Annotated in this window: 25 protein-coding genes, 4 pseudogenes and 2 riboswitches; of the genes and pseudogenes, 7 read left to right on the forward strand and 22 right to left on the reverse strand. The window is 42.2% G+C overall.

Annotation, left to right across the window (positions count from 1 at the left end; all coding sequences use genetic code 11):
- Positions 1-19: 19 nt before the first annotated feature.
- Positions 20-577 (forward strand): elongation factor P, encoded by a 558-nt coding sequence (efp, locus tag M3234_RS09815; RefSeq protein WP_066312342.1) that lies wholly within the window; start codon positions 20-22, stop codon positions 575-577.
- A 129-nt stretch (positions 578-706) separates the two neighbouring features.
- Here the strand turns inward: efp and M3234_RS09820 are convergent, their stop codons facing one another.
- From M3234_RS09820 to copZ, 3 genes are all read right to left on the reverse strand, one after another.
- The gene (locus tag M3234_RS09820) at positions 707-898 is read right to left on the reverse strand and encodes a hypothetical protein (protein ID WP_262304560.1); all 192 of its coding nucleotides are present in this window, start codon (positions 896-898) and stop codon (positions 707-709) included.
- Positions 899-1,197: 299 nt separating this feature from the next.
- Positions 1,198-3,612: a heavy metal translocating P-type ATPase gene (locus tag M3234_RS09825; RefSeq protein WP_262304561.1), complete on the reverse strand. Its 2,415-nt coding sequence runs from the start codon at positions 3,610-3,612 to the stop codon at positions 1,198-1,200.
- Positions 3,613-3,675: 63 nt separating this feature from the next.
- A complete protein-coding gene (gene copZ / locus M3234_RS09830; RefSeq protein ID WP_262304562.1) occupies positions 3,676-3,882 on the reverse strand; it encodes a copper chaperone CopZ in 207 nt (68 codons plus the stop codon).
- 401 nt (positions 3,883-4,283) lie between these two features.
- On the opposite strand from copZ, the gene M3234_RS09835 reads away from it, so the two are divergent.
- Positions 4,284-4,445: a hypothetical protein gene (locus M3234_RS09835; protein WP_262304563.1), complete on the forward strand. Its 162-nt coding sequence runs from the start codon at positions 4,284-4,286 to the stop codon at positions 4,443-4,445.
- 336 nt (positions 4,446-4,781) lie between these two features.
- Here the strand turns inward: M3234_RS09835 and M3234_RS09840 are convergent.
- From M3234_RS09840 to M3234_RS09860, 6 genes and pseudogenes are all read right to left on the reverse strand, one after another.
- Positions 4,782-5,903: pseudogene (locus M3234_RS09840) on the reverse strand (vitamin B12-dependent ribonucleotide reductase); the annotation flags it as partial.
- A gap of 201 nt (positions 5,904-6,104) precedes the next feature.
- Positions 6,105-6,725, reverse strand: a pseudogene (locus tag M3234_RS09845) (vitamin B12-dependent ribonucleotide reductase); the annotation flags it as partial.
- 428 nt (positions 6,726-7,153) lie between these two features.
- Positions 7,154-7,447 (reverse strand): annotated as a pseudogene (locus M3234_RS29665) (hypothetical protein); the annotation flags it as partial.
- Positions 7,448-7,455: 8 nt separating this feature from the next.
- A complete protein-coding gene (locus M3234_RS09850) occupies positions 7,456-8,025 on the reverse strand; it encodes an LAGLIDADG family homing endonuclease (protein ID WP_262304564.1) in 570 nt (189 codons plus the stop codon).
- A 224-nt stretch (positions 8,026-8,249) separates the two neighbouring features.
- Positions 8,250-9,035: pseudogene (locus M3234_RS09855) on the reverse strand (ribonucleotide reductase N-terminal alpha domain-containing protein); the annotation flags it as partial.
- Positions 9,036-9,353: 318 nt separating this feature from the next.
- Positions 9,354-10,190: a lipoate--protein ligase family protein gene (locus tag M3234_RS09860; protein ID WP_262304565.1), complete on the reverse strand. Its 837-nt coding sequence runs from the start codon at positions 10,188-10,190 to the stop codon at positions 9,354-9,356.
- 183 nt (positions 10,191-10,373) lie between these two features.
- On the opposite strand from M3234_RS09860, the gene M3234_RS09865 reads away from it, so the two are divergent.
- Positions 10,374-10,757, forward strand: a complete 384-nt coding sequence (locus M3234_RS09865) for a rhodanese-like domain-containing protein (RefSeq protein ID WP_066312309.1) — start codon at positions 10,374-10,376, stop codon at positions 10,755-10,757.
- A 274-nt stretch (positions 10,758-11,031) separates the two neighbouring features.
- Here the strand turns inward: M3234_RS09865 and gcvPB are convergent, their stop codons facing one another.
- The 3 genes from gcvPB to gcvT are packed head-to-tail and all read right to left on the reverse strand — an operon-like array spanning position 11,032 to position 14,953.
- Positions 11,032-12,492: an aminomethyl-transferring glycine dehydrogenase subunit GcvPB gene (gcvPB, locus tag M3234_RS09870; protein ID WP_262304566.1), complete on the reverse strand. Its 1,461-nt coding sequence runs from the start codon at positions 12,490-12,492 to the stop codon at positions 11,032-11,034.
- Entirely contained in the window at positions 12,485-13,831 is a 1,347-nt protein-coding gene (gene gcvPA, locus M3234_RS09875; RefSeq protein WP_262304567.1) for an aminomethyl-transferring glycine dehydrogenase subunit GcvPA, read from the reverse strand. The genes gcvPB and gcvPA overlap by 8 nt, the downstream gene beginning before the upstream one ends.
- Before the next feature lie 18 nt (positions 13,832-13,849).
- Positions 13,850-14,953, reverse strand: a complete 1,104-nt coding sequence (gene gcvT / locus M3234_RS09880) for a glycine cleavage system aminomethyltransferase GcvT (RefSeq protein ID WP_262304568.1) — start codon at positions 14,951-14,953, stop codon at positions 13,850-13,852.
- Between the two features lie 114 nt (positions 14,954-15,067).
- A riboswitch (glycine riboswitch) is annotated at positions 15,068-15,143 on the reverse strand.
- A gap of 3 nt (positions 15,144-15,146) precedes the next feature.
- Positions 15,147-15,234: riboswitch (glycine riboswitch) on the reverse strand.
- A gap of 189 nt (positions 15,235-15,423) precedes the next feature.
- Between gcvT and M3234_RS09885 the strand changes: the two genes are divergently transcribed.
- On the forward strand, positions 15,424-17,112 hold the full coding sequence (locus tag M3234_RS09885; RefSeq protein WP_262304569.1) for a DEAD/DEAH box helicase: 1,689 nt from the start codon (positions 15,424-15,426) through the stop codon (positions 17,110-17,112).
- Complete coding sequence (locus M3234_RS09890; protein ID WP_262304570.1) at positions 17,090-17,884, forward strand: YqhG family protein; 795 nt, start codon at positions 17,090-17,092, stop codon at positions 17,882-17,884. The genes M3234_RS09885 and M3234_RS09890 overlap by 23 nt, the downstream gene beginning before the upstream one ends.
- A 50-nt stretch (positions 17,885-17,934) precedes the next feature.
- Here the strand turns inward: M3234_RS09890 and M3234_RS09895 are convergent, their stop codons facing one another.
- From M3234_RS09895 to comGA, 8 genes are read right to left on the reverse strand one after another with little or no spacing between them, the layout of a single operon-like run.
- Positions 17,935-18,129: a YqzE family protein gene (locus tag M3234_RS09895; RefSeq protein WP_066312276.1), complete on the reverse strand. Its 195-nt coding sequence runs from the start codon at positions 18,127-18,129 to the stop codon at positions 17,935-17,937.
- Positions 18,130-18,189: 60 nt separating this feature from the next.
- Positions 18,190-18,564: a competence type IV pilus minor pilin ComGG gene (comGG, locus tag M3234_RS09900; protein WP_262304571.1), complete on the reverse strand. Its 375-nt coding sequence runs from the start codon at positions 18,562-18,564 to the stop codon at positions 18,190-18,192.
- Complete coding sequence (gene comGF, locus M3234_RS09905) at positions 18,561-19,037, reverse strand: competence type IV pilus minor pilin ComGF (RefSeq protein ID WP_262304572.1); 477 nt, start codon at positions 19,035-19,037, stop codon at positions 18,561-18,563. The genes comGG and comGF overlap by 4 nt, the downstream gene beginning before the upstream one ends.
- Positions 18,985-19,317: a hypothetical protein gene (locus M3234_RS09910; RefSeq protein WP_262304781.1), complete on the reverse strand. Its 333-nt coding sequence runs from the start codon at positions 19,315-19,317 to the stop codon at positions 18,985-18,987. Before M3234_RS09910 ends, comGF begins: the two co-directional genes overlap by 53 nt.
- Positions 19,301-19,741, reverse strand: a complete 441-nt coding sequence (comGD, locus tag M3234_RS09915; RefSeq protein ID WP_285858369.1) for a competence type IV pilus minor pilin ComGD — start codon at positions 19,739-19,741, stop codon at positions 19,301-19,303. The genes M3234_RS09910 and comGD overlap by 17 nt, the downstream gene beginning before the upstream one ends.
- Entirely contained in the window at positions 19,741-20,067 is a 327-nt protein-coding gene (gene comGC, locus M3234_RS09920; protein ID WP_396953941.1) for a competence type IV pilus major pilin ComGC, read from the reverse strand. Before comGC ends, comGD begins: the two co-directional genes overlap by 1 nt.
- Positions 20,068-20,085: 18 nt before the next feature.
- A complete protein-coding gene (gene comGB / locus M3234_RS09925; protein ID WP_262304574.1) occupies positions 20,086-21,117 on the reverse strand; it encodes a competence type IV pilus assembly protein ComGB in 1,032 nt (343 codons plus the stop codon).
- A complete protein-coding gene (comGA, locus tag M3234_RS09930; protein WP_262304575.1) occupies positions 21,104-22,189 on the reverse strand; it encodes a competence type IV pilus ATPase ComGA in 1,086 nt (361 codons plus the stop codon). The genes comGB and comGA overlap by 14 nt, the downstream gene beginning before the upstream one ends.
- A 263-nt stretch (positions 22,190-22,452) precedes the next feature.
- Between comGA and M3234_RS09935 the strand changes: the two genes are divergently transcribed.
- Positions 22,453-23,151 (forward strand): helix-turn-helix transcriptional regulator, encoded by a 699-nt coding sequence (locus M3234_RS09935; protein ID WP_262304576.1) that lies wholly within the window; start codon positions 22,453-22,455, stop codon positions 23,149-23,151.
- An 82-nt stretch (positions 23,152-23,233) separates the two neighbouring features.
- Positions 23,234-23,476: a DUF2626 domain-containing protein gene (locus M3234_RS09940; protein ID WP_066312245.1), complete on the forward strand. Its 243-nt coding sequence runs from the start codon at positions 23,234-23,236 to the stop codon at positions 23,474-23,476.
- 43 nt (positions 23,477-23,519) lie between these two features.
- Here the strand turns inward: M3234_RS09940 and M3234_RS09945 are convergent, their stop codons facing one another.
- Positions 23,520-24,620 carry a class I SAM-dependent methyltransferase gene (locus tag M3234_RS09945; protein WP_262304577.1) on the reverse strand — a complete coding sequence of 367 codons (1,101 nt, stop codon included), beginning with the start codon at positions 24,618-24,620 and terminating at the stop codon, positions 23,520-23,522.
- Positions 24,621-24,789: 169 nt separating this feature from the next.
- Positions 24,790-25,425 (reverse strand): MBL fold metallo-hydrolase, encoded by a 636-nt coding sequence (locus M3234_RS09950; protein ID WP_262304578.1) that lies wholly within the window; start codon positions 25,423-25,425, stop codon positions 24,790-24,792.
- Positions 25,426-25,599: the final 174 nt, after the last annotated feature.

The raw sequence follows: 25,599 nt of genomic DNA on the forward strand, positions 1-25,599 counted from the left end.
ACTTAGGAGGATATGTTACATGATTTCTGTTAATGATTTTCGTACAGGGTTAACAATCGAAGTCGACGGCGGCATTTGGCGCGTCATGGATTTCCAACACGTAAAACCGGGTAAAGGTGCGGCATTTGTCCGTTCCAAACTGCGCAACCTTCGTAATGGAGCAATTCAGGAAAAAACATTCCGTGCCGGTGAAAAAGTGGAAAAAGCGCAAATTGATAACCGGAAAATGCAATATCTTTATGCAAGTGGCGACCAACACGTCTTTATGGATATGGATTCCTACGAGCAGGTTGAACTTCCGGCAAGCAGTATTGAATATGAACTAAAATTCTTGAAAGAGAATATGGAAGTCCATATTATGATGTTTGGCCATGAAACTCTTGGTGTTGAATTGCCAACAACAGTTGTACTTGAAGTGACAGAAACTGAACCAGGGATAAAAGGGGATACTGCATCCGGCGGTTCCAAGCCAGCCACTCTTGAGACAGGTCTTGTCGTTCAAGTCCCATTCTTCATCAACCAGGGGGACAAACTCATTATTAATACGGCCGAAGGTTCTTACGTATCCAGAGCGTAATAATTTTAAAAAGCCTTATAACTGAACTCGGTTATAAGGCTTTTTTTCACATTAATCATTTACCTGCCAGGATGTTAACGCTATTGCGCAGGTCCTCGAGTTCCTTAATGTTACTTCTGCTATTTGATTTCATTTGGCTACTTCAAGAATCGGAATGGAGAACTGTCTTGAAAAGTAGAGGCTTAAGGCACCGATAATAACAAGTGTCAAAACCCCGCTGGCAATAATACTTTTATTGATCGATGTTTTAAAATTTTGGTCCTCTTCGGTAAGCAGTACAGAATTATATTGGCCAATATCGACCTGCGAAGGATTTTGCACACTTCTTCGCCACTGATGTCAGGCAGCATTAAATCAAGGATTACAAGGGAAATTGGATTCCTCTTAAAAAGTTCGAATCCCCTTTAAACCGGTCCCGGCACAATGAACCTGATAGCTTTCCTTTTCCAAATATGCTGTAATAACACCGGATACACTTTGTTCATCTTAGATTAATAAAAGGTGGTTCAAACCTCTCACCCAGTTCTTTTACAAGGTTATTTATAAATTAGTATACTAGGTAAAGATAATGTAAAAGCGAAAAAAGGCTGACAATTATGTGTCAGCCTTCAAAACATGTTTTATAGTTTTACCTTTTGCAGTCTAAGGGCATTGAGGACAACGGAAACTGAGCTAAAGGCCATTGCTGCACCGGCAACCCACGGAGCTAGGAATCCAAAGAATGCAATAGGAATACCGAGCGAATTGTAGCCCAGGGCCCAGAACAGGTTTTGTTTAATATTGGTGATGGTTTTCTTGCTCATATAGATGGCATCGGCGATTGCTTCTAAATCGCCGCGGATTAGCGTAATATCCGCCGCTTCCATCGCCACATCGGTCCCTGTCCCGATTGCCATGCCGATATCGGCCACCGCCAGCGCCGGGGCGTCATTAATGCCATCCCCAACCATCGCTACCTTCTTGCCTTGTGCTTGAAGCTTTTTGATTTCGTCCGCCTTACCCTCCGGCAGCACTTCGACAATGACATGGTCAATCCCGGCTTGGGCAGCAATTGCTTTGGCCGTTTGCCCATTATCACCGGTAATCATGATGACATCAAGCCCCATTTTTTTAAGGCGGTCTATCGCGGTTCTTGATGTTTCTTTAATGGTATCGGCGACAGCGACAGTTCCGGCATACTGCCCATTAACGGCTGCCAGCATCGCGGTTTTCCCTGCACGCTCTAATTCATCCATTTTGCCAAAGGCATTCGCGATTGAAATATTATATTTATTCATTAATTTTCTAGTCCCAACAAGGACTTCCTGTTTATCAATAATGGCTCTAATCCCGAATCCAGGAATCGCTTCGAATTCAGTCGGCTTCTTTAGAGATATCCCCTTTTCCTTTATCCCTTGTACAATTGCCTGTGCCAGGGGATGCTCGGATTGCTTTTCAGCAGAACCAACTAACGTCAAGAATTCTTCCTCAGTCAATGATTCGCTTGTCAGCACATCCGTTAATACCGGTGTTCCATTTGTAACGGTACCGGTTTTATCCAACACAACCGTAGAAATTCGGTGGGTCATTTCAAGATGCTCGCCGCCTTTAAACAAGATGCCGAATTCTGCCGACCGGCCGGAACCCGCCATAATTGAAGTAGGCGTTGCAAGCCCCAGGGCACAAGGACAGGCGATGACAAGCACGGCAATCATTTTTTCCAATGCTTCCGGGAAGTTGCCAGGCTCAGTCCACACATACCAAACAATAAAGGTAAGAACAGCAATGCCGACAACGATTGGGACAAAAACTCCGGAGATTTTGTCAGCCAGACGCTGAATCGGCGCTTTTGAGCCTTGCGCTTCCTCAACGACTTTAATGATTTGTGCCAATGCTGTATCTCTGCCGACCTTTGTGGCTTCGACTTTTAGGAACCCATTCTTATTAAGTGTTGCACCAATGACTTCGTCACCGATCTTTTTATCAACCGGGACACTTTCCCCTGTCAGCATCGATTCATCAATTGCGGATTGTCCCTCGATGATCATCCCGTCCACAGGGATTTTTTCACCTGGTTTAATATAAAGAATATCGCCAACAATGACTTCTTCAATCGGGACTTCCATTTCTATTCCGTTGCGATTGACGGTGGCCGTCTTGGCCTGCAAACCCATGAGTTTCTTAATCGCTTCCGAGGACCGCCCTTTCGCTCTGGCTTCGAACAGTTTGCCTAACAGAATCAATGTAATCAAAACGGCGCTTGTCTCATAATATAGCTCGACCATATGAGCACTCTTGCCAAGCGACATCACTGATAAATATAAGCTGTAAAAATAAGCTGCCGAAGTGCCTAGGGCCACAAGGACGTCCATATTGGCGCTTTTGTTTTTCAATGTTTTAAAGGCCCCGATATAAAATTGTCCACCGATGATGAACTGAACAGGGGTTGCCAGAGCCAACTGGACCCATGGATTCTTGAACGCATCCGGCACCCAAATAAATTGAGTAAGTGAGAAGTGTCCGACCATTGCCCACAACAACGGGAACGAAAGAATTGCGGCAAAAATAAACTTTTTCGTTTGTTTTTCAATTTCTTTTTGGCGATGGTCTGCCGTATCCTTAGATTCTTCTTTAAGGTGTGCCCCATAACCGAGGTTTTCCACTTTTTTGATAATATCACCGGCTGAAAGTGCAGAACTGTTAAACTCAACTGTTGCTTTTTCCAATGCCAGGTTGACATTGGCCTTGACCACGCCATCGAGTTTATTAAGCCCCTTTTCAATTCTGGCTGAACAAGCCGCACAAGTCATCCCGGTAATATCAAACTCAGCTTTCTCAGTTACTACATAATAGCCCAGGTCCTTGATTTTTTTTTCAATATCTTCGACTTTGATTTGGGCCGGGTCATATTTAATGGCCGATTTCTCCAAGGCCAGATTGACAGTCGCCGACTCAACACCAGACAATTTGTTTAGCCCTTTTTCAATCCGGGCGGCACAAGCGGCACAGGTCATGCCAGAAATTTGCAAACTCGTTTCTTTCAAAGTTTGACTCATACAAGCCAACTCCTCATAGATTGGTTATATTATTTTTCCAAGGAATCAGCAGTTTAACGGAATTTATACAACATCGTAGCCTTGGTCATCGATGGTTTCTTTGATTCGATCGAGACTGACCTGCTGCGGGTTAAACTCCACGTCAACTGTTGCTGCATCCAGGTTTACTTTTACAGTACTGACTCCCTCAAGGACGCCGACACTGCCCTCCACCGCTTTCACACAATGGCCGCAAGACATTCCTTTTACGTTTAAGGTTACCTTTTCCATTCCAATCTTTCCTTTCGTGTAGAAGTTTGTTTTATATTGGTTACACTCTTATCCTACTATACCCCCCTATCCTATGTAAAGGGAATAATTCCCGCTTTTCATTATTTCAAAAAATATTCACATGTTTAGGGGTATGTTTGTTTGAAGCGTAGCATAACGAAATGAAGACGGTTTGAAGATTGCCGACTTTTCATATTTTAGACAAATTCTATGATAGTTCTTTTACACAAAATAATATTTTCATATGGTCTTCATATTTTAGCGGTATGCTGAAATCAGATCTTAAAGAAAGAAGTCATGACATATGAAAAAGCTGGCAGTTGGTTTGTTTAGTGCCGCCATGATACTGGGAGCGGGAACAGCTGTTTTTGCCGCAGGAAACAGCGGAAAATGGGAATGGGTTGAGCTTTGAGGAAATGTTGCCATTTATGCAAAAAATGCATCCTGATTTCTCAAATAGTGAATTAAATGAAATGTACAAGGCTTGCCATGGCGAAGGCGGGATGATGAGCGAAACGAACGCTGTGAATGTTGAAGGTGAAAGTAAGATGAATAGTTTTTGATTAAGGTAACAAAGTTAAAAAGCCAAGAACAACGGGAGACCGATTGCTCTTGGCTTTTACAATTCTGCAGTGATCCCTGCCTAAATGCACGTTTGATAAAGTCTATTAGACAAAAACACCTTGAATAGAGGCAAAGTGTCTTTTAAAGCCGTTCTATTAGACAACATTCGTTGGAACAACGTTGAAAGTGTCTTTTAGAACGCCTCTATTAGACAAAATCCACCGCTCCAATCAACAAAAGTCTTTTACAACCGCTCTATTAGACAACTAGCACGTCCACATCGGCCAAAATGTCTTTAAAAAAGAGGGTGGAGAATCTCCACTCTCATCTAATTCTTATAATCCACACTTTAATTGGGCTCCACAGTTTGTACATGTGTTGCAGCCGCCCATTTCTTCTACTTTACCTTTGCGGCATACCGGGCAAGTGTTGCCAACTTCCGATCCGATTGTTACATCGGTAGATCGAAGATCGGTAATGGTCTCAACTAATACTACATGTTGCTTTTCTTCCTTATCATCAAAAATTGATAACTGTTCGCTTGTGTTTTCTTCAGCTTTTAATGTTAAAACCTGAGAATCACGTGAACCGTCCACGTAGACAGTGCCGCCTTTTGCACCGCCACGGTACAGACGCTCGTATACTTTTTCAACCTGCTCTACGCTGTAGCCTTTTGGCGCGTTTACAGTTTTACTGATGGAACTGTCAATCCAGCGTTGGATGACACATTGGACATCAGCGTGTGCCTCAGGAGCCAACTCCATTGCTGTTACGAACCAATTTGGCAGGTTATTTGGATCCGCTTCAGGATTATGATCTAAATACTCTTGAACGATGTCAGCTTTTACCTCGATAAATTTACCAAGACGTCCGCTACGGAAATATGAGAATGAGAAATAAGGTTCTAATCCGGTACTAACTCCAACCATGGTACCAGTGGACCCCGTGGGAGCAACAGTCAGCAAATGAGAATTTCTAATTCCACTTTCTAAAATCGATTCGCGGATATCCTCCGGCATTTTTTTCATAAATCCGGTATTAATGAACGCTTCGCGTACTCGGTCAGTTTCCTCTTTTGTATCAGCAGTTAAAAATGGGAAGCTTCCCTTTTCCTTTGCCAATTCAATGGATTCTCTGTAGGCAGTAGTTGCAATCGTTTCGAATACTTTGTCTACAAGTTTATTTCCTTCCGGTGAACCGTACTCTGTCTCACAGTAGATGAGGAGATCATGCAAGCCCATTACGCCAAGACCGACACGGCGTTCACCAAGAGCTTGCTTTTTGTTTTCTTCCAAGAAGTATGGTGTAGCGTTAATGACGTTATCCTGCATGCGGACGCCTACTGCTACTGTATTTTTCAACTTTTCAAAGTCTACTGTTTTAGTTTCCTTATTGGCCATTTCTGCGAGGTTAACCGCAGCAAGGTTACATACAGAATATGGTGCGAGTGGTTGCTCCATTTACTCGCGCTCTTATTTCTAAGAGGATTGGACTATCGCTTACAGTACCGAAATACTGGCTCAACCGCTTTAGTCTCTCACCGTCCTAAAGGAGTTATCTCCACCTCATTTAGAGTGGTTCGGCCCTGTTGCCCTCAGCTCTACCTGGTAGGGTTCCAAGTCAATTAGGTCGAGTTTTTAACGTGAGGCAAGCAGTTTACCACACGGATTCGTTGCTACTACCTGTTGACCATATGCTTTCGCATTTGTCATGTCATTGGCATTGTCGATAAAGAATATGCCCGGTTCTGCAGAATAGGTCGCACAAATGTTGACTAAGTTCCAAAGTTCCTTTGCCTTAATCTTTTTATAGACGCGGACTTTGTGGCCCATTCTTTCCCACTCACGAACATCTCCTACTTGATGCCACTGCTCATTGTAAATTCTCATTTCCTCTTCGTCGTAGCTTTCAACATAAGGGAAACGCAGTTCATATTCACTGTCGTTTTCGACTGCTTCCATAAATTCTTTCGTCAAGCAAACTGAGATATTTGCACCTGTTAAGAATTCTGGATTATGAACCGTATACGTACCGCCTGTCGCCAGTTTTTCCTCAGCATCCGCGATAATCGCCTCACTGAAGCCGCCGTAACCAGGCATATTTTTATAATTAACGATTCCCTGATACATTGCCTCCTCTGTTACAGTAAGAGGTGTAAATTTCAGCTTTTCTTTAGCAAGCTTTTTAATTGTTTCATCGGTTGTATGTTCAATTAAGAATCTTAAAATTCTCGGATTTTGCATCTTGGAGATAATAAATTCAATAATGTCAGGATGCCACGTATTTACCGTCCTTTTCAGGATATTTCCTGCCAGAGGCAGCGGACTAGACTATATCATCACCCTCAGCATAATCTGTTAGGGGCCGGGCGCTTGTGAAAGTTTATTGTTGGGACTCACTTTCTAGTCGTTGAACCTTCGCCATAACCTTTGCCCTATGACGCTTGGCTGCAGATTGTCCAATACTTGCAATTTTTAAAGCATTCACGCTCACCGTTTCCAGTCACGTTGTAGCTTGCAAGTCTCTAAGGATTTTCCTGCAATTCACCCGATTTTCTAGTCGTTCATTTTCTGAACGACGCGGACTAGTGCATCTGTTTAATCCGCCTGCATTATCATTTGTGCTCCACGCTTTTTTGTTACACTCAAAAAATTTGAGTGGCTAGGTCATTTCTGCCTAGCTCTCATGCTTTCACATGAGATCAGAACTATATCATCAAGGAAGAAAAGATTTCATATTTTCGGGTTAATTTTATATCCCCATGCTTATAAATTTCTATAAAAATCAAACGGAGTTCTTTAATGCTACTCAAATATAAATCTGCACAACCCTGTTTTAAAGTAATTGCATTAACGTTTTGTGCAAACCCTTTTGATTTAAAGAAAGTTAGTATTGAACTTAGCATTTCGAAATTGCCGGTAAAACCCATCCTTGCTTTCAAATAGCCATATCTCTCGTAAACCCTAATATGGCCATCAGCATCGAAAAATCCTCTTAGGAAGGCCCAGGTTAGATTTCATCATTAAATGAAATTAATCTTTCCTTTCCAGTTTTTCGAGGGCCAATACCAAGCTTAATTAAATCGTCACACATCTTAGTGGATTTTATTGCTAAGGAATATTTATTCTGCTCATTTTCCTTACTCTTCCTTCTAAATTTAACCACATTTTTCATGTTAAATTCTTCGGCTATATCATAAATAAGTTGTTTGTCTTCCTCAGCTAATGATAAAACTAACCTTTTCGATTTGCTGCGATCAACGATTGTTCCGTCTCCTGTAATATAACCTAATATATAGGCCTTATTGGGAGTATCAATATCGGAAAAGAAGTTTTCATCATATTTATAAATTTTGGTTTTTAGTTTGCCTGCTTCACCAGGTTTTCTTGGTTTTATAAAGTGAAGCTCATCATTCCACCGTTTAAGTGTGCCACGACTAATTTTCAGCATGTTAGCAATTTCTACTTGGCTCAAGCCAATATCATGAAGATATATAATTTTTTCAATTAGTTCTTCCTTGTCTCGTGCCCCATAAGGACGTCTCCGTACAGTATGGTTTACTCCTCCCATTTCTCCCATAAATGTCACACCTTTTTAATGTGTTTTTGTGGTAAGAATTAGGGAGTTTCAATAGTCGTTGAACGTTCATCTCCGTTTCCAGAGACGCTTCGCTGCTGATTGCCCAATTCTTATCATTTTTAAACCTTCACGCCCACCGTTGCCAGTCACGTTGTGGTTGATAAGACTCTAAGGGTGTTCCAGCAATTCACGAGATTTTAATCCCGCCGTTTGGAGCTGGGTTAACGGGATCCACCTTGCTCCACAAGATGAGTCAACTTCGCAATATCATCCAACCACGATACCGAACCGGATGATTTGCCGTTTACACCTCTCGCCAGGGTGTTTCGCGGTCTTAAGGTTGATCCGTTGGTGCCGACACCGCCGCCGCGGCTCATGATTTCCATGACCTGTTTGCGATGGTCAGAGATTCCTTCACGTGAGTCCGGAACGAATGGCATCACGTAACAATTAAAGTAAGTCACTTCGGTGCCAGATCCTGCTCCGTAAAGAACGCGACCCGCAGGAACGAAGTTGAGATTAACCAATTCTTGATAAAACTTCTCGGTCCACTCAATCTGCTTCTCTTCCGTTTCCTCAACAGTTGCTATTCCGGTAGCCACCCGCTTGGCAATTTGCTCGTAAAACAGTTCAAGCGGCTTTTCAATGACATCCAGCGAGCTCCAAATAATGCCTGTTTGTGCTGCATCACCATCGAGGACGCCTCTAAATTCCTCTTCTACCAAAACCTTGGCTTTCTTTTTCTCCCAATCTATTTCTTGGATGTACCCTAAGCCTCGTGCCGGGAATTTTGGGTCTTCCTTAATCGTCAGAACAACAAAGTCTCCGTTTGTGAGGGTAATCTTTTCGGTGTCTTTAAAGGTGTAGCGATCCAGCATAACCAATCGCGAAACACCCTTATGAGTTATCTTCATATCTGGAGTAACCGGGTGTACCTGTGGAAATAGGCGGATATCCTCGTTCAATCTTTCAAAATCAATATTTAATTTTTGTCTAAAAACAACAGACATGGAAACAACTCCTTCAAAAAAATCTTTATCTCTATGCCAGAATCTAGTTGGAAGCTAGTCCTAGGTGACTTGATATACTAAAGGTATCATAGAGGAGGATAAGAAATCAATATATAGTGTTCGATATTTTTTTCACACTACTATATATTGTATGTCACGCAAATAACATTCATTTTGTCAAACATAAAAAAAACTAGATTTTAAAGAAAATAAAAGCTATACGCTAATTTTCTATAAAAAACGAGAAATTTTAACAAATTTTGCGGTTTGCATTCGTAAAAATTTCCAAATTAAAAAGCGGCCCAGCCGCTTCCCAATTTAACGTTTAAAATTCCATTCATCATTTTCATAACGCTGTTTTGCAAGGTTCTCGACATAAGCCAACTCTTCCTCAGATAATTGGTATGGCTCTAGGTCAATATTTAGCCCCTCGGCAAAGCCTTTATAGAAAGCCTCTTTCGCTTCCTCAAGGGTAATTTTCCTCGGACTGATGGCATTAATCGCCACCGCCTTATCCTTGAATGCCTTCTTCATCCGTTCCTTGACCCGCTCGTTTGGATACTTGAATAAGCTGAATAGCTTATCTTCTTCCAAGTCCAAAAGAATCGAGCCATGCTGCAGAATGACCCCCTTCTGCCGCGTTTGCGCACTGCCTGCCACTTTCCTGCCTTCAACGACCAACTCATACCAGCTTGGGGCATCAAAACAGACCGCTGAGCGAGGGTTTTTCAAGGCATCACGTTCTTCGTTTGTCTTGGGTACTGCAAAGTAAGCATCAAGCCCCAAATGGTGAAATCCTTTTAATATTCCTTCCGAAATCACCCGATACGCCTCAGTCACAGATTTCGGCATTTCGGGATGTTCTTCCGAAACGATTACACTGTACGTAAGCTCATGTTCATGGAGGACACCTCTGCCGCCAGTCGGCCTCCTGACAAACCCCAGTCCGTGGGCCTTAACTGCGTCCATATCAATTTCTTTTTCTACCTTTTGAAAATACCCGACCGATAACGTTGGCGGATTCCAGCCATAGAATCGGATTACGGGCGGGATTTTCCCTTCGCTATGCCAATCAAGCAATGCTTCATCAAGCGCCATGTTAAATGATGGTGAACTGTTGCCCGAATCAATAAAACGCCATGTTTCCTTTTCCATCCCAAAAACCTCTTTAAATAAAATTTATACCTTGTTAAGTCTAACAAAACAAAAGGCGATTTCAAAATAAGATGATTCTGGCATAATTTTTTAACAAGTTTTTTGCGAGTTCAGCTTTATCTTTAGGTAAATGACTTATATAATAAATACTAGTGCAACGAAGTTTGAAAGGAGAAAAAGAAGTTGGATTCACTTTATGTATTGTTAATCATTATTGGAGCGGTACTAATCTACTCCCTTGGTACCTACTTCTATCAAAAGAAAATTGTAAAAACAGTAACAGAAGAGGAGTTCCGTGCCGGATACCGCAAGGCACAGCTTATAGATGTTCGTGAACCAAACGAGTTTGAGGCTGGGCATATTTTAGGCGCCCGCAACATCCCGATGTCCCAAATCAGAATGCGAATGAAGGAAATTCGCCCTGATCTGCCAGTTTATTTGTATTGCCAAAGCGGGATGCGCTCAGCACGTGCCGCACAGTTCTTATATCGCAAAGGCTATAAAAATTTAACCCAGCTTCAAGGGGGGTTTAAAAAGTGGACAGGCAAAGTTAAAACAAAAAAATAAAAGAAGATAACAGGTTCTGGAGCCCCCGGAACCTGTTTTAATTATCTCAGACTTGTTAATTGTTCAGATCCTTTGGAAATTGTCTACATAACCACATTCCCGGCAGGAACGGTGATCCTTCTACGTGACCACTTATTCCGTCATTCTCCTTTTCGGGCACGTAACCCCCTCATACGTGACCTTTTTTCACGATTTCTTTCCTTTCCGGGCACGTAGACCTATCATAAATAAACATTAAAAAAAGGATGATTCAAATGAATCACCCTTAAATATATTATGCTTTTTGATAGCGCAAAATCGGTTTGCGGGCAGCCGTTGTTTCATCCAGACGGCCGACAATAGTTGTGTATGGAGCCTCTTGAACGATTTCCGGATTTTCTTCCGCTTCTTTAGCAATTTGGATCATGATATCGATGAAACCATCAAGTGTTTCTTTCGATTCCGTTTCAGTCGGTTCAATCATGATGCACTCTTCTACGTTTAACGGGAAGTAAATGGTTGGCGGATGGTAGCCGAAATCAAGCAGGCGCTTGGCGATATCGAGCGTGCGCACGCCTAACTTCTTTTGGCGTCTTCCGCTTAAAACAAACTCATGCTTACAGTGACGGTCAAATGGCAGATCATAATGCTCAGCCAGCCTTCTCATCATGTAGTTGGCATTTAATACTGCATATTCGGTTACAGCCTTCAAGCCGTCAGGGCCCATGGAGCGAATATACGTATACGCACGGACATTGATGCCGAAGTTTCCGTAATAAGGCTTCACGCGGCCAATCGACTGCGGACGGTCATAATCAAGCACATATTCGTCACCGCGTTTCGTAATCACCGGTTTTGGCAGGTACGGAATCAGATCCTCCTTCACGCCGACAGGGCCAGAGCCAGGACCGCCGCCGCCATGCGGGCCGGTAAATGTTTTATGAAGATTCAAGTGCACGACGTCAAAGCCCATATCTCCAGGTCTTGCCTTGGAAAGAACTGCGTTTAGGTTTGCACCGTCATAATAAACCTTTCCGCCAGCCTCGTGGACAATTTCAGCAATCTCGACTATATGCTCTTCAAACAAACCGAGCGTATTTGGATTGGTCAGCATCAAAGCTGCCGTGTCGTCGCCAACGACTCTTCTTAAATCGTCTAGATCAACAAGTCCACTTTCATTTGATTTTACAGTAATGGTTTCAAGACCTGCGACTGTTGCCGAGGCAGGGTTTGTCCCGTGTGCAGAGTCAGGAACGATGACCTTTGTTCGTTTCAAGTCGCCGTTTGCTTCATGGTAGGCACGGATCATCATTAATCCAGTCCATTCCCCATGGGCGCCTGCAGCCGGCTGAAGGGTAACCTCATCCATACCGGTTATCTCAATCAGATGCTGCTGCAAATCGTATAACAGCCCGAGCGCACCTTGTACGGAGCTTTCGTCCTGGAGCGGGTGGATATGGGCAAATCCGTTATACCGGGCAACATTTTCATTGATTTTTGGATTGTATTTCATCGTACAAGAGCCTAAAGGATAAAATCCTGAATCTACTCCGTGATTTCTTCTTGAGAGAGCCGTATAGTGGCGCATGATATCCAACTCGGAAACCTCTGGGAGCAATGGCTCTTCTTCACGTAAATACCCCTCAGGAAGAAGCCCGTTTACATCCAGCTCCGGAACATCCATTTCCGGAAGGCTGTATCCGACGCGACCTGGTGTACTAACTTCGAAAATCAGCTTCTGGTCTTGATTATGCATGCAGATCCCCCAATTCTTTCACTAAAGTATCAATCTCTTCCTTCGTTCTTTGCTCGGTAACAGCCAATAGCATATGGTTCGCAAGTTCAGGGTAGTCACGGCCCAAATCATAGCCGCCGATAATTCCTTTTTGCAACAGCTGTTGATTAATCTCTTTAACCGGTTTATTTAATTTCACCACAAATTCATTAAAGGTATAGCCGTCATACGCCACCTCAAAGCCTGCAGCTTTTAAGGCTGATTTGGCATAATGTGCTTTTTGCAGGTTGGCAGCTGCGATTTCCCGAACACCTTTTTTGCCAAGGGCTGTCATCGCAACAGAAGCAGCAAGTGCATTCAACGCCTGATTCGAGCAAATATTGGAAGTAGCCTTATCACGGCGAATATGTTGTTCACGAGCCTGCAGGGTTAACACGAAACCACGACGTCCTTGGTCATCCGTTGTTTGGCCGACAAGACGTCCCGGAACTTTGCGCATTAGCTTCGTTGTTACTGCAAAATAGCCGCAGTGCGGACCGCCAAACGCGGTAGGGATTCCGAATGGCTGTGCATCACCCACAACGATGTCAGCACCAAATTTACCAGGCGGGGTTAAAATGCCGAGTGAAAGCGGATTGCTCGATACGACAAACAACGATTTATGTTCATGAATAATTTCTTCCAGTTCCTTTAAAGGCTCAATTCTTCCGAAGAAGTTTGGATATTGTACAACGACAGCAGCGATATCATCATTAATTAATCCTTTTAACGCCGCCACATCTGTAATACCGTCTTTTACAGGAACCTCAATCACTTCAAGGTATTGACCCTTTGCATAGGTCTTTAGCACTTCGCGTGATTCAGGGTGAACCGCACCCGAAACCAGGATCGTTTTGCGTTTTGTATGCCCGGCACTTAGCATCGCTGCCTCGGCTAGGGCTGTTCCGCCATCATACATCGAAGAATTGGCAACATCCATTCCTGTCAATTCACAAATCATTGTTTGGAATTCAAAAATGGCCTGCAGCTCGCCTTGGGAAATTTCAGGCTGATAAGGCGTATACGCTGTATAGAACTCGGACCTTGAAATCACGTGATCGACAATTACGGGCATATAGTGGTCATAAACTCCGGCACCCAAAAATGACACATTCGTTCTTAAATCAGCGTTTTTTCCGGCCATTTGAAAAAGTTCTTTCATGAGGGCTGTTTCTGACTTTGCCGGTTTTATGTTGTAATCACCCTTAAAACGAACCTTTTCAGGGATGTCGTTGAAAAGCTCATCAACGGAGGAAACACCAATTGCCTCAAGCATTGCGTTCTTGTCTTGTTCAGTCATTGGTAAATAGCGATGTTTCATGTACCTTACTCCCTTCAGCTATTTCTTTTCTCTTTTATAAAAAGGCGTTGGAACCACTTTCGCTTTTAAACGTTTGCCGCGAACTTCAACTTCGACTTCGGAATCTACGGCTGTGTATTCTGAAGAAATCAGGGCAAGACCAATATTTTTCTTTAGGGTAGGCGATTGTGTACCTGTGGTCACCTCGCCAATTTTCTGCTCACCTTTGAATACCGGATATCCATGACGTGGAATGCCGCGGTCTAGCATTTCAATTCCGACAATTTTACGGGCAAGACCGGTTTCCTTTTGCTTGACTAATGCTTCTTTTCCGATAAAATCTGCCTCTTTATTTAATTTCACCGCAAAGCCAATTCCGGCTTCGAGCGGAGAAATTTCTGGTGACAGTTCTTGTCCGTAAAGGGCTAATGTCGCTTCGAACCGAAGTGTGTCCCTGGCACCTAGGCCGCATGGAATAACGCCGTCTTCTTTTCCTGCATCAAGAATAACTTTCCACAGGTCTGCGACATCATCGGCAGCGCAGTAAACCTCGAAGCCGTCCTCTCCGGTATAGCCTGTTCTTGATACCAATGCCTTTTTTCCATCTATATTGACTTCCTGCTGGAATTTGAAGAAGCCGATTTGACTTAAGTCCGTTTCTGTCAGCGTTTGTAAAACCTTCTCGGCAAGTGGCCCTTGAATGGCGATTTGGGCCGTTTTTTCCGACAGATTTTCGATGGTGACATCCCCTTCAAGATGCGTTTCAAGCCAGTTATAATCTTTTTCAATATTGGAGGCATTGACCACTAGCAGGTAATGATTGTCTTCGATTTTGTAGACAAGCAGGTCATCAATCGTACCGCCGTTTTCATAGCACATCGCCGTATACTGGGCAGCGCCGTTTTTGACCTTTGAAATGTCATTGGTCATCATTTTTTGCAGATAGTTCAGGCTGTCGGCACCTTTTACCTCAATTTCCCCCATGTGAGAGACATCAAACAAACCTGCCTTCGTGCGGACTGCTTCATGCTCATCCTTGATGCCGGAAAATTGCACAGGAAGCTCCCAGCCGCCAAAATCAATTGTTTTTCCCCCATATTCCTTATAGACGTTAAACAGTGGAGTGCGTTTTAATTCCGTCATTTTCAATCCCCCTTCTTCAGCTACATGTTCATTCGTTCTTAAAAAGATAAAACTCATAAAATCAATTGGTACAATAAAAAAGGACAGAAAACCCCCTTTATCATAAAAGAAGGTCTCTGTCCTTGCACCTGAAAGTTTACCTAAAATGGCTGTCCCCTTTGGTGGCCGGATACAACGGCACTCTCCAGAGCTGCGTCCAACAAGAGTTCTTTTGCCTGAGAGATTCACATTCTCTGCTTGCTCCTTCGGCGCTACATAGTAGTCTCTCCCCTTGTTATCATTCGCATCATAATAAAATTTTCCATTATGGTCATACTAATTATACTTAAAAAATAGATACTCTTATTTAAAATATTTTAAACTTTCAAAGCTATTATCATCCTACCATTAAACTAACATTCTGGGCAATAACAAAATACAAAATGAAAGCGCATTCGCATAAGCTATTGCAGAATAAGGAGTTGAAACATATGAATGTTGAAATAGAATTCGATTCTTCCTGGCAGGATGATTTTTTGCAAAAAATTGACCACGACGGCCCATGGGGAAATTGGGAGCTCTTCAAGCTGGCGATCGATATCGAAAGGCATCTGATCATTCCTGAATTTGAGGGACTCCAGGCACCGAAACATCTGCCAAACCTAACACCGCTTCCACATCAGCTAGAAACCGCCAAACAGGTAATTGAAAATATGAATGGGAAAGCGATATTGGCCGATGAAGTTGGACTGGGAAAAACAATTGAGGCAGGGTTAATTTTAAAAGAATATATGATTCGCGGATTAGTCAAGAAGGTATTAATTCTCGTTCCTGCTTCATTGGTAACCCAATGGGCACAAGAGCTAAATAATAAATTTTATATTCCGGCGATTACCCAGCGGAAAAGCTATGTATGGGATCAGTGTGACGTTGTCGTTTCATCCATCGATACAGCGAAGCGAAACCCGCACCGTGACATTATCTACCAGCAGAATTACGACCTGATCATTATCGATGAGGCCCATAAATTGAAAAATAATAAAACGAAAAACTATGAATTTGTCCAAAACCTAAAAAAGAAATTTTGTTTATTGCTGACAGCGACACCCATCCAAAATCGAATTGAAGAGATTTTCAATCTTGTGTCCCTGTTAAAGCCAGGACATTTAGGGAGTGAAACAGCGTTTTATGAAAAATATAAACGCGATTCGCGCTCGTTAAATGACGATGAGCACCTAAAGGAGATTGTAAACAAAGTGATGATTCGCAACCGCAGGGCCGATACGGGAATTGAATGGACGAAACGTCACGTCGAAACGATCCCGATTGAATTTAGCCCATCTGAGCGGGAGTTATACGACTCAGTTACAGAATTAAAAAATGAAGGCGACTGGCTTCAGACCAGCAGTTTCTCGGTGATGACACTGCAGCGGGAAGCCTGTTCAAGTCGCGAGGCCGTTTTCTATACGTTAAAAAACATGCTCCTGAAAAAGGAAAATCCAACTCAGGCCTATCAACAGCAAATCGAATCTTTAATTAAAAAAGTAGAAGCGGTCCAGAAAAATTCAAAAGCGGAAAAGGCGCTTGAATTAATCCAAACGATAAATGATAAGGTGATTATTTTTACTGAATATCGGGCAACCCAATTGTACCTGCAATGGTACTTGAAACAACACGGCATTTCATCTGTTCCGTTCCGTGGCGGGTTTAAGCGCGGGAAAAAGGACTGGATGCGCGAATTGTTCCAAAAGCATGCCCAGGTATTGATTGCGACAGAAGCTGGCGGTGAAGGGATCAACCTCCAATTCTGCAACCATATTATTAACTTTGATTTGCCGTGGAACCCAATGCGGTTGGAGCAGCGAATCGGCCGGATTCACCGTCTCGGCCAGGAAAAAGATGTGATGATCTACAATTTCGCCATAAAAAATACCGTGGAGGAACATATCTTAAAGCTTTTATATGAAAAAATTGATTTGTTCGAGAAGGTAATCGGCGAACTAGACGATATCTTGACCAAACTGGAATTCGGAAATATCGAGGATCACTTAATCGATATTTTCAGCGGTTCCAGCTCGGAGGGGGAAATGCGGATCAAGATGGAGAATTTATCATCGATGATCGAGTTTGCCGAATCCATGAAGAAAGGAGAAGCCCATGCAGCAGCAGGAAATTCGTAACTTTCTGTTAAACTATTTTCAGGCAAATGATTGCCCCATTGTTGAAAATCATCCGGCCTACCTAACGGTTCAGTTAACGATCGAAATGGATAAGGAATTGATGAATCGGCCGTTTTACTGGCACTACCTAGAAAAAACCGGCGGCATTCCCAACCCTATGCAGTTGACCCTGATTACCGATAAGGAAGGCGCACCTGAAAAGTTAAGGGGGGAAACGATCCATTTTGGGTCGCCAAGACTCCATCAAATTTTTGAATCAACCAAGAATCTGTCACGCTACATCAGGCTGTATGAAAACCATCCCAACGCGAACCGGCAGACGCCGCTCCTGCCTTGGCTGTGCATGAACGTAAAAATATCATACCAATGTGACCGCAAGCGCGATATTTTTAAGTCAATCGGCCTCCAGTTAATTAATGGACAAATGGTCGAGGATTTTCATGATCGGCTAATGAGAGTGCCGTTGACACCTAAAATTCCCGACTATTCCTTTACTTTGTCACCTTTAATAAAACCAAAAAGCGGGATGCTCAGGATTGAAAGTTATTTAAAATCGGCAATCGAAATGGACGACCATTCATGGGCAGATGAAGCCAGGGAGCGCTGGGAAAAGGATTTAGAGCTGTTAAATCATTTTTATGAGGATGTTAACGAAGAAACAAAGGAAAGCTACGAAATTGAGCAGCAAGCGTTAAAGGAGCAATATGAGCCAAAAATCAATATTTCCTTTATTAATGGCGGCTTATTTTATCTAACCGCTAGAGCAGTTTAATCAGATAAAAACCCCCAAAATCATCGCTTTCTGATTTTGGGGGTTTAATATTATGCACCATTTTTTCTACGGATTCTTTTTAATTCTGAATAAACAATATAGGGCAGAATGCCAAACCAGCGATACCAGAAAGAAGCTTTTGCCTCTTTTCTCTCCTGGCGCAGCCGTTTACGCTCATCTCTTGGCTGATCGGCATATTTAACAATGGTCTGAGTCATGTATTTAACATAGTCATTTGTTTTCATGCAGCACACCGCCTCCCAAATTACATTACAAGTATGCCCATTTTTACAAATAACAAACGACTAAAAAACAGTCCATTTCATCAACTTCTTCGTTCTTGTATCAAAAAGACCCCTGCCGGTTACCTTTTCACCAGTGTTCAGGCTTAACGTAAACGTCACCCTTTGGGTGTAGCCGGATGGTGCTTCGGTTTGAAAATCCATCCATCCCTTTTTATAGGTGTAGGTCCCCTTGACGGGGAGGCTCCCATTTGTTTGGAACGTTTCTTCAAGTTTTTTTACAGACGCCAAAAAGTAATACTCTTCCTGCATGACTATTGCGGTTTCATGTGCAAGCTTCCTTTCGGATAGCAATCTTTCCGTTTGGATTGAAAAGAATAACAGAAATAATAAAAGCAAACACAATGTTAAGGGATAGGTGAAACCATGTTCACTCACAGCCCATCCCCCCAATCAACCAGTGAGTATGCAGTCACAGAATAATTCTTGCCCTTTAGGTCGGTTACCGTAACCAGGATTCTGTTGGGCATTTTCGTAAACGAGTAATTGGAGACGTTCTGAATGAGTATTTCATGCCCCAATGAGTTTACCCGCCTTCTTAAATACGAACCGTATTTTTCATAATAGACCGTCTCACCATCTTTAGTTAAAATCAAACGGCCAGAAACGACCTCCGCTTTGGAGGACAAGCGGATTTCTTTTTTTATTTGCATGCAAAATACTTCCCACTCCATCGCCTGCAACGCTTTTTGGGAAGCTTGGTTTTGAAGGATGATCTGAAAAATGGGTCCCATAAAGAAAACGATTATTGACAACATCGAAAGGGCCAGCAGCACTTCAATCAATGTAAATCCCGTTTCATTCGATTTGACCGCACACTTCTGTTTTAGAATGCAGCGAAGTCTCCTCAACCTTCACGCACACCTCCATCATACTGGTATATTCCCGCCAATAAATTTGGTACTCAACGCCATTTTTCGTGATTCCATAATTGATTGGATTAGTAATATTAAGCAATTTTGCCTGCAATTCTTCAAACATGATCTGCCGTGCTGTTTTTTCAATTTCAAGACGGACCGACTGCTCCCTGAGGTTAATCAATAACGGAGTCAAATACAGAAAAATGAGAAACAAAGCCGATAGCGACAGGAGGAGATCTAGCATAAAGTATCCCTTATTGTTCCGTAACATAAAAACGCCCTTTTCCAATCAGGATTGTCATCATGTAGGTCTTATCCCGGGAAATAATCAGAAAGGTTCCGAATTTGTTGACCGTTCCGTCATGCAAATATTTAAAATATAAGGTGATGGTCCCTTCAATCAGTTCAATATCAGTCGAGTATGACCTGTCAAGCAAATGATCCTGCCCAGATCGCAGCAACAGGGAGTAGGAATGATTTGAAGGAGAAAACACGACAGAAACCTCCTGCTGATGCGAGATGGCATAGGCTTGGGCAAAAAATAAATCTGCCTTTAATTGCGTCAGAAACGCCTCATCATTAAGCACTGAGTGCTGCGGTTTTAAAGAAATGACCGTGGCAGTGGTAAGAACCATGAAGATAGACAGCACCACCAAGGACTCAATCATGGTAAATCCTTTTTGAAAGTTACTCATTATGGGGAAGTTGTTGGAACGGAAGCAACATTACCCTTACCATCAATTACAACCGTATCGCCGTTTGGACATCCCTTCGCATTCTCGCCCAAATAATCTTTCGTTTTTAAATCTTCCATAGTTGGTATTTTATTGTTCTCCATCTGATAAGCTTGCACCTGGGCTTGAACCATTTTCACATATGCATCGCAGCCCTTTTTATTGATATTGGAATTATACTTGGCGACATTTGGTATCGTTATGATTAATAAAACCGATATAACTAACATAACAATCATCATTTCTATGAGAGTAAAACCAGCTTCTTTATTAATTTTCTTATTCATCTTCATAACCTCCATTTTTTAAATGCCATTTAACAGATGGAACATTGGCAATAAAATTGCCAAATACATGGAAACAACCAACATGCCGATAACCAAATACAGAATGGGCTGGATGGCCTTTAATCTCTTTTCAACCAATTCTTCCATGGTTGACACGCAGTGCCTGCTGAAAAAAAGTAATTCCTGTTCCAATTTTCCATTTTCTTGGCCGTGTTTAATAATCATCGGAAACTCCTTTTCGAAAAAAGCATAGCTGGACAGGATTGTTTCCAATTTTTCACCGGAAACAAGCTTTAATTTAATCTCCTGCCCAAGTTGGCTGAAAAATGGCTGACGTTCATTTTTTTCAAATAGCTTTAATGCTTCGGAAACGGATATTCCCCCGGATAATAGGAAACTTAATTGAATGGAAAAATAGTGGGTAAACAGCAATTTGAGGATTCTGCCGATAATAGGGAGTCGAATGAGCAATGTCCGCTGTTTGAGTGCGGAGTAGTTTTTAAAGAAGAAAAGATAGTAAATTGCTGTTATGACAAGCAAAGCAAGCACGGCCTCAAGACAAACAGGAAAATAATAATCAAAGGCATAAACCACCTTTGTAAAAAAATTCGCCTCCAGACCAAGTGTTGAAAATAAATCGGTAAACCTCGGCAACAACGTATTCTCGACAAATACAAACAACAAGCCGGTAATGAAAATAAGCAGCATCGGATACTGAAGAAGTTTGATCAGCTTTCGTAAATCCTTATCCTTTAATAATGCAAGGCTGCTGCCCTCGAGCAATGCCTCTGCAAAGCTGCCGTGCTGTTCGGCAAAATAGACATAACCGATTAAATCTTTGTTAAATCCCAAACCTTCTAGTGCGTCATGAAACGGCGACCCTTTCTTTAATTCAGTTAAACATCCATACAACTCCTCCTTTCGATTTGCAGGCAAATGTAATGCTATGGATTCAATTGCAGCCGCAATTGGGTATCCCCTGGCCAAAAGTTCGCCAATTCTTCGCAAGAAATTGGCTTGTTCACTGACAGTCCATTTACGTTGTTTCATCGGCATACACCAGCCGGTCATACTCAGATTCCTGAATATAGCCGAGCGCAATTCCCATATTGATTACCTGTCCCAGCGTCCGATAATTCGTATTGACCTTCTCACCTTTTGCCGCCTTCATCGCCATGTTTAGATTTCTCCCTGATAATAGCTCAAACACACTCGCCCGTTTCCAGTGGCCGTAGGAATAACACAGCGGCGGGCATTCTTCCTTGCAAAACGGACAGGTCAGTTCCACCAATCTTTGCGCCGTGACGGCAATCAGTGTCTGTTCAACTTCCAACCAATTTACACCAAACTCATGAAGCCGGAACACCGCCCCTTTTGCATCACGTGTGTGCATAGTGCTTAAAACCAAATGGCCGGTTAATGCAGCACGTACCGCGATTCTCGCTGTCTCTGCATCCCTGATTTCTCCTACCATAATAATGTCCGGGTCATGCCGCAAAATCGCCTTTAAACCGGCAGCATAGGTTACACCGGCTTTCTCATTCACTTGAACCTGAAGCACGGAATCGTAATTTTTTTCAATTGGGTCTTCTAAGGTAATGACATTGCGGTGGAATAAATGCGCGGTTTCATTGATGAGAGAATACAAAGTAGTCGTTTTGCCTGATCCAGTCGGCCCGGTAAATATTATTAAACCGTGTGCATGCTTGAGAAGCGCTAATAGTTTGCGTGTCATGGAAGGAAATAGTGAGAGCTGGTGAAACGGTATTTGTTCCTGCTGAGGCAAAAGCCGGATGACGAGGCTTTCGTGATTGTTCGATGGGAGGGTCGAGAGCCTTAGGCCCATCAATTGTCCATTGACCTCAGAAAAAATGGCACCGCTTTGCGGGCGTCGTCGTTCCCCGATATCCATATTGGCTGTAAATTTAAAGTGTGAAATAAGCCTGTCGCATTCATCTTTTGGAAGGGATAATCGTGGAATCAGTTTGTTCGTTAACCGGATTTGAACAAGTGTGTCATTTTTCCGCGGGATAATGTGGATATCAGTCGCCTGGTTTCTGGCCGCATCCGAAATGATCCTGTTAGCTAAAAGTTCAATTGAACTAACAATCGGAACCACCACCTTTTTTATTTGTCCTTGCTATCATTCGACATCATTCTTCTTTTTCCTTCTTTATTTTTATAAAAAATTATTTTTTGTAAAAAAAATCATCTTTCAATCGAAATTTGCAGAAAAATGGCTCTTTTTTCTAATATTGTTACAAACTAACGTCCGCTTTGTGAACATTTTCTAAACATATAGTGGAAACGTTAGAAACCTCATTCCAACTTTATTATTGCTGTATTATAATGGGAATAAATTATGGGGGTCCGAGGTGAACCGAGATGGAACATACATTAAAGATAACAAATGTTTTGTCAGATCCAACCAGATACTACATTTATCAATACATCACAAAACGTCACAAAGAAGTAACAGTACAAGAGGTGGCGGAGAATTTCGATATTCATCCAAACGTTGCCAGATTGCATTTATCCAAGCTTGAAGATGTCAACATGCTCATTTCTGAAACAAAAAAAACAGGTAAAGGCGGACGGCCAAGCAGATTATATCGTCTATCTGACGATGTCATTCAACTTCATTTCCCATTCCGCGATTATATGCTTTTATCAAAAGTGGCAATGCAAACGATGATTTCCTTGGGTGAAGTAGGCAGGGAAGCACTGTATTTAACAGGCAAGCGGTTTGGCTCCGAAGTGATTGAGCAAGAAATTGCTAAGAGATCAATAGGGGAAGAATTGAATTTCAATGAAAAGGTAAGTATATTAAAAAATGCTGCCACGCTTGCAGGTTTTTATCCAGTATTTGAAGCAAATGGCGACCAAACCAAAATCTTTTTCCAAATCTTCAACTGTCCTTTTAAGGAAGTGGCGGAGGATCATATGGAGACAGTATGCAACATGCACCATGAATTTCTTAAAGGGATGTTTGAAGCACTATTCGATTCTGTTGAATTAATTGAAAAAGATAACATCATTTCTGGTTGTGAAACTTGCTCTTACCAGGCACTTGTCACAAACTAAATCGAAACCATTATTTACATTCAACCTCCTTTTCCTTTATAATATTGTAATGATGGTATCGAGGGGTAAAGGAGGGATACATATGGATCGCATGTTTAGAGTATGTGGATTCTGGACGGGTATTTTTACTGTTATGTTCTATCTTGGCGATATGGATAAAACAGCGATGCTTTTCTTGGCCCAAACTGGATTCTTCGTCCTGCTTAGCTATCTAAAATTATCTGAACGTATGTATTTATGGGTATTCGGGGCATATTTAACTATATTCTTCGCAGGCTTTACATATTGGACTACGTTCATGATGCCGCTTGGCGGAGGACACTGACGAAATAAAAACGCCGAAATGATTCGGCGTTTTTATTTTTGCACTAAAATTTTTCCTCTTTGAATAAATCAGTTGTTAATAGGGTTAGCCCTTTTTGTTGGATGACAATATGAAAATACGAACTCAATCCGCCAGGCATAATCAGACTGCGAATCGCCCTGTTTCGTTTGCTTACCTCAGAAAATGGATTAGGATCATAATGATTCTCCAATTCCTGCAGGATCCCCGCCTTTATCAGAAACTCATCCTGCCTTACCTTTGTGACCAACTTCAGACCGGCATCCCTGCCTTTTTGAATGAGATAGTCCAAATGAATATGCGTGGTTATATCCATCTCGCCCGGATTGACTAACACATTGTCAAACATCTTATGTTGATAATAACCCCTTAGGCTGCCGTTTCTCCTTCTAGGGTCCATCCATTCTTCATTCGTATAGCCATAATCGGCGGTCACGATCAGCCCGCTGGTAACATGGCCAGCTATTTCTTCAATCATTTTCTTCATGGCGATTGGTACCTCAATTCGCTGCTTATCCTGCAGCTCCAGATTGCTCTCCTGTAAAAAATGGAGTATTTCCCCGTTAGCGAGCGGTACCTTCTGCTCAATCAATTGGTCATTTTTTATCCCAATCATCACCTCAAACAGCTGGCCACGCTCCTTTTCTATGACATGAACCGGCAAGGCATCAAACAGTTCATTCGAGAAAACCATACCCGCTATGCTTCCAAGCTCTTCAAGGCTGTCCACCTGAACGACTGATGGATAGGACAGTAACAATTCTCTTTGCAGCTTCCGATGGTAGGGACTTGTTTCAACAATAATATAATCTAAAGGGTTATTGATAGAATTACTCCATTCTTGTAAAAACGCATGCGCAAACCGACCATTTCCGGCTCCGATTTCATAAAATTTAGCGGGCATTTTCAATTTTTGACAGATAGAAGAAAACCACTTTGCCATTAGTCTCCCATAAACATCTGAAATATTGCTGGTCGTAATAAAATCACCCTGACGGCCAATTTTTGGCGATTCCTTCATATAGTAGCCAAAATCGGGATGATAAAGGGCAGTGCTGATGAAATCCGCATAAGAGATTAGGTGATCCGGCGAATTCGAAATAAGACTTTTTAAATAATTAATCATATGAACTCCTTTTCAGGTTAACATTATTGACACAGTGTAAACTTTACTATATTGTTAAGTTAGTAGCTTAAACTTTTATCCCTCCCATTAATGAATAAAACATCCCCCAGAAAGGCCCTTCTCGTAAATCGAGAAGGGCCTTTCAATTTTAGAGTTACACTTCTCTGTATTAAAACCCATTCAAAAACGGATTGCTGTCCATTTCATCCCCGATCGTCGTTACCATGCCGTGTCCAGATAATACGTATGTATCTTCCGGCAGCGTCAAAAGCTTATCATGGATGCTTTTTAATAGCTGCGACTGATTGCCTCCGGGAAGGTCTGTCCTGCCGATACTGCCTTGAAATAAGGCATCACCCGAGATGACAAACCCTTCACTCTCAAAATAAAACGAAACACTTCCAGGTGAATGACCTGGAGTATGAAAAACAGTAAATGCAAAATTGCCGATGTTAAGCAGACCTTCTGCAGTAAGAAGGTGATCGGCAGGATTAATTCTCATCGGTTCGATGACCGGAAAGAACTGTGAGCCGTTTAGCATTGGGTCGCCGAGCCATTTTTCTTCCTGCTTGTGAAGATAAACAGGAACTTTATATGCATCGCGCACCTCATCAACAGCACCGATATGGTCAAAATGAGCATGTGTCAATAACACGGCCAACGGCTTTATGCCTCTTGAGTTTAGAAGGTTAATTAGCTTTTTAGCCTCGCCGCCAGGGTCCACTATTAAGCAGTTTTTTTCTTTGTCTTCTACAATATAACAGTTTGTTTGGATGCTTCCCAAAGGGATCTGCTGCCATTTCATTATATTAATACCTCCAACATTCTCGTATGCAATATCACTATTTTACACTAAAATATATGTTATTAGAAAGATTTCTCGAGCTTGCCAAAGGCAAATGCAATAGTCTTTTTTTTGCCCTCGACAAACGCTTGAAAAAAATATAAAATAGGAAACGAATGTATATAATATTGTTAC

The sequence above is a fragment of the Neobacillus niacini genome, assembly GCF_023715785.1.
GTDB classification, from domain to species: domain Bacteria; phylum Bacillota; class Bacilli; order Bacillales; family Cytobacillaceae; genus Neobacillus; species Neobacillus niacini_E.

Excerpts from the sequence above, each read along its gene's own strand:
- efp (WP_066312342.1), top strand. The coding sequence starts at position 20 with ATGATTTCTGTTAATGATTTTCGTACAGGGTTAACAATCGAAGTCGAC.
- M3234_RS09825 (WP_262304561.1), bottom strand. The coding sequence starts at position 3,612 with ATGAGTCAAACTTTGAAAGAAACGAGTTTGCAAATTTCTGGCATGACC.
- copZ (WP_262304562.1), bottom strand. The coding sequence starts at position 3,882 with ATGGAAAAGGTAACCTTAAACGTAAAAGGAATGTCTTGCGGCCATTGT.
- M3234_RS09850 (WP_262304564.1), bottom strand. The coding sequence starts at position 8,025 with ATGGGAGAAATGGGAGGAGTAAACCATACTGTACGGAGACGTCCTTAT.
- M3234_RS09860 (WP_262304565.1), bottom strand. The coding sequence starts at position 10,190 with ATGGAAAAGGAAACATGGCGTTTTATTGATTCGGGCAACAGTTCACCA.
- gcvPB (WP_262304566.1), bottom strand. The coding sequence starts at position 12,492 with ATGCATAATCAAGACCAGAAGCTGATTTTCGAAGTTAGTACACCAGGT.
- gcvPA (WP_262304567.1), bottom strand. The coding sequence starts at position 13,831 with ATGAAACATCGCTATTTACCAATGACTGAACAAGACAAGAACGCAATG.
- gcvT (WP_262304568.1), bottom strand. The coding sequence starts at position 14,953 with ATGACGGAATTAAAACGCACTCCACTGTTTAACGTCTATAAGGAATAT.
- M3234_RS09885 (WP_262304569.1), top strand. The coding sequence starts at position 15,424 with ATGAATGTTGAAATAGAATTCGATTCTTCCTGGCAGGATGATTTTTTG.
- M3234_RS09890 (WP_262304570.1), top strand. The coding sequence starts at position 17,090 with ATGCAGCAGCAGGAAATTCGTAACTTTCTGTTAAACTATTTTCAGGCA.
- M3234_RS09895 (WP_066312276.1), bottom strand. The coding sequence starts at position 18,129 with ATGAAAACAAATGACTATGTTAAATACATGACTCAGACCATTGTTAAA.
- M3234_RS09910 (WP_262304781.1), bottom strand. The coding sequence starts at position 19,317 with ATGTTACGGAACAATAAGGGATACTTTATGCTAGATCTCCTCCTGTCG.
- comGD (WP_285858369.1), bottom strand. The coding sequence starts at position 19,741 with ATGAGTAACTTTCAAAAAGGATTTACCATGATTGAGTCCTTGGTGGTG.
- comGC (WP_396953941.1), bottom strand. The coding sequence starts at position 20,067 with ATGAATAAGAAAATTAATAAAGAAGCTGGTTTTACTCTCATAGAAATG.
- comGB (WP_262304574.1), bottom strand. The coding sequence starts at position 21,117 with ATGAAACAACGTAAATGGACTGTCAGTGAACAAGCCAATTTCTTGCGA.
- M3234_RS09935 (WP_262304576.1), top strand. The coding sequence starts at position 22,453 with ATGGAACATACATTAAAGATAACAAATGTTTTGTCAGATCCAACCAGA.
- M3234_RS09940 (WP_066312245.1), top strand. The coding sequence starts at position 23,234 with ATGGATCGCATGTTTAGAGTATGTGGATTCTGGACGGGTATTTTTACT.
- M3234_RS09945 (WP_262304577.1), bottom strand. The coding sequence starts at position 24,620 with ATGATTAATTATTTAAAAAGTCTTATTTCGAATTCGCCGGATCACCTA.
- M3234_RS09950 (WP_262304578.1), bottom strand. The coding sequence starts at position 25,425 with ATGAAATGGCAGCAGATCCCTTTGGGAAGCATCCAAACAAACTGTTAT.